This window comes from Mesorhizobium sp. M1163, from assembly GCF_040318415.1.
Classification (GTDB): domain Bacteria; phylum Pseudomonadota; class Alphaproteobacteria; order Rhizobiales; family Rhizobiaceae; genus Mesorhizobium.
The window spans coordinates 1-10,587 of record NZ_JAMYMF010000039.1; the positions used below are offsets into that span (position 1 = coordinate 1).

Annotated in this window: 11 protein-coding genes; 8 read left to right on the forward strand and 3 right to left on the reverse strand. The window is 64.3% G+C overall.

Annotation, left to right across the window (positions count from 1 at the left end; genetic code table 11):
- Positions 1–499: 499 nt before the first annotated feature.
- The gene (gene cbiB, locus NKH43_RS29065; RefSeq protein ID WP_352814633.1) at positions 500–1,471 is read right to left on the reverse strand and encodes an adenosylcobinamide-phosphate synthase CbiB; all 972 of its coding nucleotides are present in this window, start codon (positions 1,469–1,471) and stop codon (positions 500–502) included.
- On the opposite strand from cbiB, the gene cobD reads away from it, so the two are divergent.
- Together cobD and NKH43_RS29075 are read left to right on the forward strand one after the other, a co-directional pair.
- On the forward strand, positions 1,470–2,528 hold the full coding sequence (cobD, locus tag NKH43_RS29070) for a threonine-phosphate decarboxylase CobD (RefSeq protein WP_352484504.1): 1,059 nt from the start codon (positions 1,470–1,472) through the stop codon (positions 2,526–2,528). The two genes, cbiB and cobD, sit on opposite strands and share 2 nt — an antisense overlap.
- Complete coding sequence (locus tag NKH43_RS29075) at positions 2,525–3,034, forward strand: tyrosine phosphatase family protein (protein ID WP_023719902.1); 510 nt, start codon at positions 2,525–2,527, stop codon at positions 3,032–3,034. The genes cobD and NKH43_RS29075 overlap by 4 nt, the downstream gene beginning before the upstream one ends.
- Here NKH43_RS29075 and NKH43_RS29080 read toward each other — a convergent pair whose 3' ends face one another.
- Entirely contained in the window at positions 3,035–3,838 is an 804-nt protein-coding gene (locus tag NKH43_RS29080; RefSeq protein WP_023719903.1) for a creatininase family protein, read from the reverse strand. It abuts the gene before it with no gap.
- Positions 3,839–3,946: 108 nt separating this feature from the next.
- Positions 3,947–4,330, reverse strand: a complete 384-nt coding sequence (locus tag NKH43_RS29085; RefSeq protein WP_352640494.1) for a RidA family protein — start codon at positions 4,328–4,330, stop codon at positions 3,947–3,949.
- A 276-nt stretch (positions 4,331–4,606) separates the two neighbouring features.
- On the opposite strand from NKH43_RS29085, the gene NKH43_RS29090 reads away from it, so the two are divergent.
- Genes NKH43_RS29090 through NKH43_RS29115 form a run of 6 tightly spaced genes read left to right on the forward strand, consistent with a single transcriptional unit; the run spans position 4,607 to position 10,586 of the window.
- Positions 4,607–5,611, forward strand: a complete 1,005-nt coding sequence (locus NKH43_RS29090; RefSeq protein ID WP_023719905.1) for an ABC transporter substrate-binding protein — start codon at positions 4,607–4,609, stop codon at positions 5,609–5,611.
- 3 nt (positions 5,612–5,614) lie between these two features.
- Positions 5,615–6,457 carry an ABC transporter ATP-binding protein gene (locus tag NKH43_RS29095; RefSeq protein ID WP_352861031.1) on the forward strand — a complete coding sequence of 281 codons (843 nt, stop codon included), beginning with the start codon at positions 5,615–5,617 and terminating at the stop codon, positions 6,455–6,457.
- Positions 6,444–7,295 (forward strand): ABC transporter permease, encoded by an 852-nt coding sequence (locus NKH43_RS29100; protein WP_352495936.1) that lies wholly within the window; start codon positions 6,444–6,446, stop codon positions 7,293–7,295. Before NKH43_RS29095 ends, NKH43_RS29100 begins: the two co-directional genes overlap by 14 nt.
- Positions 7,296–7,312: 17 nt before the next feature.
- A complete protein-coding gene (locus tag NKH43_RS29105) occupies positions 7,313–8,611 on the forward strand; it encodes a cytosine deaminase (protein ID WP_352861086.1) in 1,299 nt (432 codons plus the stop codon).
- The gene (locus tag NKH43_RS29110) at positions 8,611–10,008 is read left to right on the forward strand and encodes an FAD-binding oxidoreductase (RefSeq protein ID WP_352861088.1); all 1,398 of its coding nucleotides are present in this window, start codon (positions 8,611–8,613) and stop codon (positions 10,006–10,008) included. The genes NKH43_RS29105 and NKH43_RS29110 overlap by 1 nt, the downstream gene beginning before the upstream one ends.
- Positions 10,005–10,586, forward strand: coding sequence for an NAD(P)H-dependent oxidoreductase (locus NKH43_RS29115; protein WP_352484508.1), 582 nt, complete (start codon positions 10,005–10,007; stop codon positions 10,584–10,586). The genes NKH43_RS29110 and NKH43_RS29115 overlap by 4 nt, the downstream gene beginning before the upstream one ends.
- The last annotated feature ends 1 nt before the right edge of the window (position 10,587 follow it).

The window sequence follows — 10,587 nt, forward strand, 5'->3', positions numbered from 1 at the left end:
TGCCGCCCACAAGCTTGGTGCCTAGAAAAGCCTCCGCCAAGCTCAACTGGCCCGTCTGCTTCACTGCCATCGCGATTCCCTCAGAGCGTCCACCTCAGAGAATCACAATCAGCGAATTACGCAACAGGCCCCATGTGGGGGAGATGCCCGGCAGGGCAGACGGGGGCACTGTCCCTCGGCCTGTCAGTCGGAGACAACTACGTCGTCAGACCGTCATGGTGAACGGTCAAGAGGCTGGCGATCCTTCGCGCCCCCGTCTGCCCTGCCGGACATCTCCCCCGCGAGGGGGGAGATTGGATGGCGCTTCGGATTTCGCCAACCTCGAACGTCAAAGGCAGGGAATGAGAAGCGCAAAGCTGGGGCGATTATTCTTTGGGCACAGCAATTTTGTTCTTGCTTTGTGCCGGCAGCTATGGTACTAATCTCGCTATGGTGCTAACTGGCTCCAACGACCCGCCGCTTGGCGGGTTTTTTGTTTCCGCTCGATCTCGGGCGCAGGTCACGCCAAGATAACAACCACTGCGATCACCCCGAACAGCGCGATCAGCAGTAAGTCGGCGACCCGGTAAAGTTTCAGCGCCCGTCGGATGTCGGTGCTCTCGATATCGTCGCGGCGGCCGCCTTCGCCCATCAACGCGTCTTCGACCATGACGCCGTCATAGGAACGGGGGCCGGCGAGCGCCAGGCCGAGCGCACCGGCCATCGCTGCTTCCGGCCAGCCGGCATTGGGCGAGCGGTGTTTTTTCGCATCGCGCCGCACAGCATGCCAGGCGGCTTTGGCATCGGCGCCCTTGACCAGGAAAGCGGCAAGCACGATCAGCAGCGCCGTCAGCCGTGATGCCGGCAGGTTGATCCAATCGTCGAAGCGCGCCGCCGCCCAGCCGAAGGCCTCGTGGCGCGGGGTGCGGTGGCCGATCATCGAATCGGCGGTGTTGGCGGCCTTGTAGGCGACGCCGCCGGCGAGCCCGCCAACGCCGATCCAGAACGCCGGCGCGACGACGCCGTCGGAGAAGTTCTCGGCCAGGCTTTCGATCGCGGCGCGGCAGACAGCGGCCCTGTCGAGCTTTTCCGGGTCGCGGCCGACGATCCGCGAGACGGCAATGCGGCCCATGTCCAGTCCGCCGCTGTCGAGGGCGTCGGCCACCGCTTCGACATGCTCGGCCAGGCTCTTCTGCGACAGCAGCGACGTCGCCAGGATTGCGATGACCAACAAGCCGAGGGGAATGCTCCAAAGCATGGCTTCGATCCAGAAGGCGAGGGCGGCCGGCACCAGCACGATGACCAGCAGCGCGAGCACGCCCCAGCGGCGACGGTGGGCGTCGGAATCAGTGGCGCGGTTGAGCCTGCCGTCGAGAAAGGATATCAGCCTGCCGAACCAGGTGACGGGATGGCCAATGGCATCGAAGAGCTGGGCCGGGTAGCCGAGTACAAGTTCGATGGCCAGCGACAGGAAAGTGATCAGGATCGACATGAAGTCTCTTGATGGAGTGACGGCGGCAGTGGACCACGGCGGAAGCCTTGGCCGGGCGAGGGCGCTTTTCCCTCACGCGCCGCTGCCTTTCGTCGACCTCTCGACCGGGATCAATCCGCACTCCTACCCGCTTTTCGATTTGCCCGCCACCGCCCTGTCGCGATTGCCGGAAGCAGCGCGTGCCCGCGAATTGGCCGAAGTCGCGGCAAGCGCCTATGGCGCTCCATCGGCGGCGAATGTCGCAGCGGCGCCCGGCACGCAGATCCTGTTGCCGCGCGTCGCTTCGCTGGTCAGCCCGGGCAGGGCGCTGGTGCTCGGGCCGACTTATGCCGAGCATCGGCGGGCAGCGGCGATCGCCGGCCATGCGGCGGCTGAAGTCGATGATTTCGAAGCCTTGGCGGCGGCCGACCTTGCCGTCGTCGTCAATCCCAACAACCCGGACGGGCGCGTCGTCGAGCGCGAAAGATTGCTTCGACTTGCCGCAAAATTGCGCGCCAGAGGCGGGCTGCTGGTCGTCGACGAGGCCTTCATGGATGTCGGCCCACGCAGCGAAAGTCTCGCTGGCGACGTCGACCAGGGCGGCATCGTCGTGCTGCGCTCGTTCGGCAAGTTCTTCGGCCTGGCCGGCCTGCGGCTTGGCTTTGCATTGACCGAGGCGCTGACGGTCGAGCGGCTGCAGGCGCAATTCGGGCCATGGGCGATTTCCGGGCCGGCGCTCGAATATGGCATAAGGGCGCTTGCCGATACCGGCTGGCAGGCCGGGATGCGGCGCCGATTGGCCGAGGATGCCGCACGGCTCGATGCGCTGTTCGGCCGGTTCGGCGTGCCTGTCGCCGCTGGCACCGCGCTGTTCCGCTATATCAGGCTGGCGAACGCCGCCCGCCTGTTTTCGGTGCTCGGCCAGCGCGGCATCCTGCTTCGGCATTTCGCCGACCGGCCGGATGTGTTGCGCGCCGGCCTGCCGGGAGCCGACGAAGAATGGCGGCGGCTCGAATCAGCGCTTGCCGGCTGGGCCTCGCGGCGCGACGATGATGCCAAGGGAGAAACGATCCAATGATCCATGTCTGCTCGCTGTCCAAAGTCGAGGAAACGGTGACGAAGACCGGGGCCGGGCGGCTGCTTTCGCTGCTCGCTGCCGGCACGGAGGTGATGCGGCCGGCCTCGATCACCAGGGAAAACCATCTGCACCTGGTCATGCACGACATTGCGGTAGCGCAGGAGGGCATGACCATGCCGGGCGAGGAGCATGTCTTGAACCTGCTCGATTTCGCCCGCCAATGGGATCGCTCGCGGCCGCTGGTGGTGCATTGCTATGCCGGCATCAGCCGGTCGACCGCCTCGGCCTACATTATCGCGGCAGCGCTGGCGCCGAAGCGCGACGAAGCCGAACTGGCCAAGACGCTGCGCGCGCTGTCGCCCACGGCGACACCCAATCCGCGGCTGATCGCAATTGCCGACGCACTGCTCGAGCGCGACGGCCGCATGAGCCGCGCCATCGAGGCGATCGGGCGCGGCGCCGAAGCGTTTGAGGGCACGCCGTTTGCGCTGAGGATCGAGGGCTAGTTACGCCAGCCAATCCGCCAGCTTTGCCTTGCGCACGTCCTTCAGCAAGCTGATGAAGCCGTCGGCTTGATGCTCGGCGGTGAGCCGGCCTTTTTCGGCGGTTGCAATGCTGGCGTCGCCGACCACGCCATTCGGGTTGAGGTCGCTGGCGATCCAGGCGAAGGCGTGCGTTCCGGTGTGGCGCAGCAGCGAAAATTCCTTTTCGGCGCGCGCAACCTTGGAGACGAAATTGTCGGCCTTGGCCATGTCGACGAGGTCGGGCCGGAAGTGCAGCATCAGCGAGGTCTCGACGTCGCCGCCATGAATGCCGTGGCGGTCTTCGAGGTCGGTGTACATGCCGGCCGGCCGGCCAAACCGTTGCCAGCTGGTCTTTACCGCCAGCATCTTTGCCCGCACGCGCAATTCGCGGGTGACGATGCCCATGATCTCCTCATTGCCGCCATGCGAGTTGACGACAATCAGTTTTCGCACGCCGGCGCGTGCGACCGACAGGCCAAGTTCGGTCCACGCCTCGACCAGGGTCGTCGCCGGCAGAGTGAGGGTGCCGGGCGCATGCAAATGCTCGTTCGACTTGCCCACCGCCTGAACCGGCAGGATGCGGATGTCGAGATCGCCGGGCAGGCGCGCGATCACCGTTTCCAGCATGCCGTTCATGATCGAGGTGTCGGTCGAAACCGGCAGATGGGGCCCGTGCTGCTCGATCGCCGCCAGCGGCAGAACGGCAATGGTCGCCTCAGGATCGACGGTCGCGTATTCGGTGGTCCGGTAGTCACCCCACCATACGCGTTTTTTTGTTCCGGCCATTTTTTACCTCGAAGAGACTGGATGCGCGCTTGATGAGGGGCGGCACCAACCTTTGTCGTGTAACTTGAGATCATCGGCCTGTCGATTCCAGCCGCTGGCCAGCGCTCCTCAACCCGCCGCGATGACCTCGATCTCGACCTTAAACTCCGGCCGGGCAAAGCCGGACACGATCATCAGCGTCGAGGCCGGCGCCGGACTGGCGAACAGCCGGTCGCGAACCTCCATATAGGGCCGCAGGAAGGCGCGGTCGGTGACGTAGGCGTTGATGCGGACGATGTCGGACAGGCCGAGCCCGGCCTCGCCGAGAATCGCCGCTATGTTCTGGAAACAGAGCTCGGCCTGTGCGCCGGCCTCCTCGGGGATCTGGTCGTCCGCTGTGATCGCGACCTGGCCCGAACACAGCACCAGCCGCTTGCCGGGCGGCAGCTCGACGCCATGGCTGTAGCGGGCGAAGGGCGGCTTGATCGACTTCGGCGTGAGAAATTTGAACATGGCAATCTCCGTTCACGGCAGCGTAAAGCTGGATGTAGGCGGGCATCAAGATGGCGGTGCATGTCACGAGGGCGATTGTGGACAGGCGATCAAAAAATAGGCACGATGCCTTCCGTACAGCATGACCCGTCCGGCCTTCGCGCCGCCATTGCACAGGCGGGCATTGCACAAGCGGGCGGTCCCGACGCAACGCGCCGGTGGCATGTGTCTTGCTTCTTGAAACAATGGTGTCGAGCCCGGCGCGTGATGCGCCGGAGCGAACAAAGGGTGGTGTGGATGTACGGAAGACTCAAGATTTCGGCGGGCGTGATCGTGCTGCTTGGCGCAGGTACGCTTGCCGCGGCAGCGAACGAAAAAGTCACCTTCGGCACCAACTGGCTGGCCGAGCCGGAACATGGCGGTTACTACCAAGCCGTGGTGGATGGTACCTATGCCGCATGCGGCATCGACGTGACGATCATGCAGGGCGGCCCACAGGTCAGCGGCCGGCCGCTGCTGCTCGCAGGTAAGATCGATTTCTACATGGGCGGCAATCTGCTGTCGGCCTTCGATGCCGTGCAGCAAGGCATACCGATGCGCGTCGTGGCCGCCGACTTCCAGAAGGACCCGCAGGTCATCATGTCCCATCCCGGCCAGGGGCTGGACAAATGGGAAGACCTGAAGAACGCCGACCAGTACATCCTCGGCGACGAAGGTGCGCAGACCTTCTTCCAGTGGATGGTCACCGACCTCGGCTTCGATGCCGCAAAACGCGTGCCCTACACTTTCAACCCGGCTCCGTTCATCGCCAACAAGAAGTCGATCCAGCAGGGCTACGTCACCTCGGAGCCATTCGCCGTCCAGAAGCAGGGCGGTTTCACGCCGAACCAGTTCCTGCTGGCCGACTATGGCTGGGACACATATGCAACGACGGTCGAAACCATGCAGGAGACGGTCGACAAGCGACCCGAGGTGGTCCAGTGCTTCGTCGATGGCTCGGCCAAGGGCTGGTACAATTATCTCTACGGCGACAACAAGGCCGCCAACGAGATGATCAAGAAGGAAAATCCGGACATGACGGATGAGCAGATCGCCTTCTCGATCGAGCAGCTGAAGAAGTTCGGCGTGGTCGATTCCGGCGACAGCGAAAAGCTCGGCATCGGCGCCATGACCGATGCGCGCATCCAGAGTTTTTACGACAAGATGGTCAAGGCCAAGGTAACGCCGGCGGGCATCGACATCAAGAAGGCCTACACGCTGGCCTTCGTCAACAAGAGCGTCGGGCTCGACCTGAAGAAGTAGGCCGTGAAGCTGGAGAAAGTGGCGCAACAGCCAGGAAGCGTATCGGGGCCGACGCTGTTGGCGCTGCGTGGCGTCGGCAAGGTGTTTTCCAACGGCGTCACCGCGCTCAGCAATGTCGAGCTGACGATCCGGGAAGGCGATTTCCTCAGCCTGCTCGGGCCGTCGGGCTGCGGCAAATCGACGGCGCTGCGGCTGATCGCCGGGCTGTCGACGCCGACCTCGGGTGTGCTCGACTGGCGCGGCAGCGGCGCCCTCGATCGTTCGACTATCGGCGACCGCTCGAATATCGGCTTCGTCTTCCAGGAGCCGACGCTGCTGCCCTGGGCCGATGTCTTCGACAATGTCTGGCTGCCGCTGCGGCTGAAGGGCGTGTCGCGGGCCAAGGCGGCGCCGGCGGTGATGGAGATGCTGGCGAGGGTTCACTTGACCGGCTTCGAGAATGCCGTGCCGCGCGAATTGTCGGGCGGCATGAAGATGCGCGTCTCGATTGCCCGGGCCATGGTGACCAAGCCGCGGATTCTGTTGATGGACGAGCCGTTCGCAGCACTCGACGAGATCACCCGCTTCAAGCTCAACAACGATCTGCTGGAGCTGTGGCAGGATGAACGTTTCACCGTCGTTTTCGTCACCCACAGCGTCTTCGAAAGCGTATTCCTCTCCAACCGCGTCGTCGTCATGGCGGCGCGGCCGGGCCGGGTGTTTGCCGAGCTCGCCGTCGATGCGTCCTATCCGCGCGACGAGGCGTTTCGCACCTCGCCTGACTATGCCGCGCTCTGCCGCCAGGCATCCGACGTGCTGATCGGCGCCATCAACTCAACTGCCGGACCGCATCATGACGGCCATTGAAGAACAAGTGCTGGCGCTCGACCCGGAGGAGGCGCGTCGCGTCCGCCAGGAGCGCTTCGAGCGCATCGGCAGATGGCTGCTGCCGCTGGCGATCATGATCCTGGCGATCTGGCTGTGGGACCGCGTCTGCGTCTGGAACGACATCCCGAAATACATCCTGCCGCGTCCCGGCGTGGTGCTGCAGACGCTGCACGACGATGCCGGGCTGCTGTTCTCCTCGCTGCTGGTGACACTCAGGATCACCTTCTTGAGCCTGCTTCTCGCCGTCATCGGCGGCGTCGGGCTGGCAGTGCTGTTCGCGCAGTCGAAATGGGTGGAGATGTCGTTCTTTCCCTTCGCCATCGTGCTGCAGGTGACGCCGATCGTCGCGATCTTTCCGCTGATCAATATCTATGTCGACAACCAGACGACAAAGCTTTTGCTTTGCGCCTGGATCGTCGCCTTCTTCCCGATCCTCTCCAACACCACGCTCGGCCTCAATTCCGTCGACCGCAATCTGCGCGATTTGTTCAAGCTCAACGGCGCCACCCGCTGGCAGCAATTGCGCTATCTGCGGCTGCCGGCGGCGATGCCTTATTTCCTCGGCGGGCTGAAGATCGCCGGCGGCCTGTCGCTGATCGGTGCGGTGGTGGCCGAGTTCGTCGCCGGCGCCACCGGCCAGTCGTCCGGCCTAGCCTCGCGCATCATCGAGGCCGGCTACCGGCTCAACGCGCCGAGGCTGTTCGCGGCGCTGATCCTGATCTCGCTCACCGGCATCCTGATCTTCCTGGTGCTGTCGCTGATTTCGCATCTCATTTTGCGGCGCTGGCACGAGAGCGCGCTGAGGCAGGAGCGGTGATGGTGGACAGCGCCGCCTTGATACCAGCTTCTGGTTCCTACCATCTCGCCAAGGTTCGGCTTCATGCCTCACTGACGCCGGGCTTTTCTGGAGCCTTCGATACCGACGGGTTTGGGCTCGCCGATATCGCCATCGCCGATGGCAAGATCTCCGGGATTACGGCGCATCGATCCAACGCATCGGCGGACGCCCTCGACCTCGGCGGCCGGATCGTCTTGCCGTGTTTCGTCGACTGTCACACCCATATCGACAAGGGCCATATCTGGCCGCGAAAGCCCAATCCCGACGGCACTTTCATGGGCGCGTTGAACGCGACCGGCGCCGACCGCGCGGCGCGCTGGAGCGCCGACGACGTTGCCCGCCGCATGGATTTTTCGCTGCGCTCTGCCTATGCGCATGGCACCAGGGCGCTGCGTACGCATCTCGACAGCGTTGCGCCGCAGGAAGAGATCTCCTGGCCGGTGTTCGAGACGATGCGGGAGAAATGGCGCGGCCGCATCGAGCTGCAGGCGGCCTGCCTGCTCGGCATCGAAGGCGTGCGCGACAGGAAATGGTTCGAGAGGCTGGCCAAGCGGGTGGCTGCCGCCAAGGGCGTGCTCGGCGTCGTCACCTATATGGTGCCGGACCTCGAGGAACTGCTTGACCAGGTGTTTGCGCAGGCGATCAAGCATGGCCTCGACCTCGATTTCCATGCCGACGAGACCGACGATGTCTCGGCGATCTCGCTCAAGAAGATTGCCGAAGCCGCCCTCTGGAACGGTTTTGACGGGAACATCCTGGTCGGCCATTGCTGCTCGCTGGCGCGCCAGCCCGATCTCGAGGTGCTCGACACGCTGGACAAGGTCGCCAAGGCCGGCCTGGCGGTGGTGTCGCTGCCGATGTGCAATCTCTATCTGCAGGACCGGCGCGGCGACAACACCACGCCGCGCTGGCGCGGGGTGACGCTGCTGCACGAGATGAAGGCGCGCGGCATTGCCGTCGTCGTCGCCTCCGATAATACGCGCGACCCGTTCTACGCCTATGGCGATCTGGACATGCTGGAGGTCTATCGCACGGCGACGCGCATCCTGCATCTCGACCATCCCGTCGCTGACTGGCCGCAAGCGGTGACAGCGACGCCGGCCAAGGTGATGCGGCTCGATGGTTTCGGCACGCTTGCCGCCGGAGGGCCGGCCGATTTCGTCGTCTTCAAGGGGCGAAGCTGGACGGAATTGCTGTCGCGGCCCGAATCGGATCGCATCGTGGTGCGCGACGGCCAGGCGATCGAACGCCAGCTGCCCGATTATGCCGAACTCGATGATCTGATGGTGGAATGATGGATATTGCGGCGCTCAAGCGCGACCTGGACGGCCTCAAGGTCGACGACCATCCGGCGATCGTCCAGCAGAAGAGCCGCGACTTCTACTGGTACAGCCCGGTGCTGAAGCAGCAGCTCGAGCATGTCACCGGCGACCTGATCGTGACGCCGAAAACGGAAGACGAGGTCGTCCGCGTGCTCGCCGCCTGCCACCGGCATGGCGTGCCGGTGACGCCGCGCGGCAGCGGCACCGGCAATTACGGGCAGGCGATGCCCCTGTCCGGCGGCGTCGTGCTCAATCTCGCCGAGATGAACGCGATCAAGGCGATCGCGCCCGGTCGTGTCGTCACCGGTCCCGGCGCCGTGCTCGCCGACATCGACAAGGCGACTCGGGCGCATTCCGGCCAGGAGCTCCGCATGTCGCCGTCGACCTACAACACGGCATCGATCGGCGGCTTCGTCGCCGGCGGCTCCGGCGGTATTGGCTCGATCCGCTGGGGCGGCTTGCGCGACCTCGGCAACGTCATCCGGCTGAGGACCGTGACGATGGAGGCACAGCCCCGCGTCATGGAGCTCACCGGCGAGGACGTGCTGAAAGTGATGCACGCCTACGGCACCAACGGCATCATCACCGAAGTCGAGATGCCGCTAACCGCCAGTTATGACTGGATCGACGTCATCGTCGGCTTCGACGATTTCATGGATGCGGCCGGCTTCGGCAACGATCTCGCCATCCAGGACGGCATCCTGGCGAAGCTGATCACGCCGATAGCAGCACCCATCCCCTACGATTACTTCAAGCGCTACCAGCGGTTTTTCCGGCGCGGCCAAAGCATCGTCGTCCTGATGATCGCGCCGCATGCGATGGATGCCTTCCTCGCCTTCACTGCGCGCAGTAAGGGCGAGATCGTCTTTCGCGCCGATAAGGAGGCCGATCTCAAGGGGCTGCCGCCGGCCTATGAGCTGACCTGGAACCACACCACGCTGCGCGCCATCCGGGTCGACCCGACGATCACCTATCTGCAGACCCGCTACCCGTCGCCGGACCACCTCGGCCACGTCAAGGCAATGGTCGAACGCTTCGGCGACGAGGTGCCGGCGCATCTCGAATTCATCCGCTTCGACGGCGCCATCGGCATCGCAGGGCTGCCGCTGGTGCGCTTCACCACGGCGGAGCGGCTGGACGAGATCATCCGCATCCACGAGGACAATGGCTGCTGGATCTTCAACCCGCACCGCTACACGCTGGAAGAAGGCGGCATGAAGCGGACGGATGAAGTGCAACTGGCTTTCAAGCGTGAGACCGACCCGCAAGGGCTACTCAATCCGGGCAAGATGATCGCCTGGGAAAACCCGGACTATGATTATCGCTCAGGCAAGTCGTTCCTGTTCAAGGGGCTGGAGAAGGCGGGTTGAACGTCCTCGTCCTCTACGCTCATCCGGTCGAGACCAGCTTCAATGCCGGCCTGCACCGGACCATCGTCGAGCGCCTGAAGGCCGCCGGCCATGTCGTGGACGACTGCGATCTCTATGCCGAGGGTTTCGATCCCAGGCTGACGCGGGCCGAACGGCTGTCCTATCACGACGAACGCAGCGACGGCGATCCGGCGTCGCCTTATGTCGAGCGCTTGCTGTGGGCCGAGGCGCTGGTGCTGTCATTTCCGGTGTGGAACTTCGGCTATCCGGCCATTCTGAAAGGCTTTTTCGATCGCGTCTTCCTGCCCGGCGTGTCGTTCAAATTGGTTGACGGCAAGGTGCAGCCGTCGCTGCACAACATTCGCAAGGTCGCCGCGGTCGCCACCTATGGCGGCAGTCGGTTCCGCGCCATGCTGATGGGCGACCCGCCGCGCAAGCTGGTCAAGCGGGTGCTGCGTGCGACCATCAAGCCTGGCGGCTCGGTTTCCTACCTCGCGCAGTACTCGATGAACCTATCGACCGACGAGAGGCGGACGAGGTTCGTGGCGAAGGTCGCGGCCGAGATGGATGCGTTCTGAG

Excerpts from the sequence above, each read along its gene's own strand:
- cobD (WP_352484504.1), top strand. The coding sequence starts at position 1,470 with ATGAAGTCTCTTGATGGAGTGACGGCGGCAGTGGACCACGGCGGAAGC.
- cbiB (WP_352814633.1), bottom strand. The coding sequence starts at position 1,471 with ATGTCGATCCTGATCACTTTCCTGTCGCTGGCCATCGAACTTGTACTC.
- NKH43_RS29075 (WP_023719902.1), top strand. The coding sequence starts at position 2,525 with ATGATCCATGTCTGCTCGCTGTCCAAAGTCGAGGAAACGGTGACGAAG.
- NKH43_RS29080 (WP_023719903.1), bottom strand. The coding sequence starts at position 3,838 with ATGGCCGGAACAAAAAAACGCGTATGGTGGGGTGACTACCGGACCACC.
- NKH43_RS29085 (WP_352640494.1), bottom strand. The coding sequence starts at position 4,330 with ATGTTCAAATTTCTCACGCCGAAGTCGATCAAGCCGCCCTTCGCCCGC.
- NKH43_RS29090 (WP_023719905.1), top strand. The coding sequence starts at position 4,607 with ATGTACGGAAGACTCAAGATTTCGGCGGGCGTGATCGTGCTGCTTGGC.
- NKH43_RS29100 (WP_352495936.1), top strand. The coding sequence starts at position 6,444 with ATGACGGCCATTGAAGAACAAGTGCTGGCGCTCGACCCGGAGGAGGCG.
- NKH43_RS29110 (WP_352861088.1), top strand. The coding sequence starts at position 8,611 with ATGGATATTGCGGCGCTCAAGCGCGACCTGGACGGCCTCAAGGTCGAC.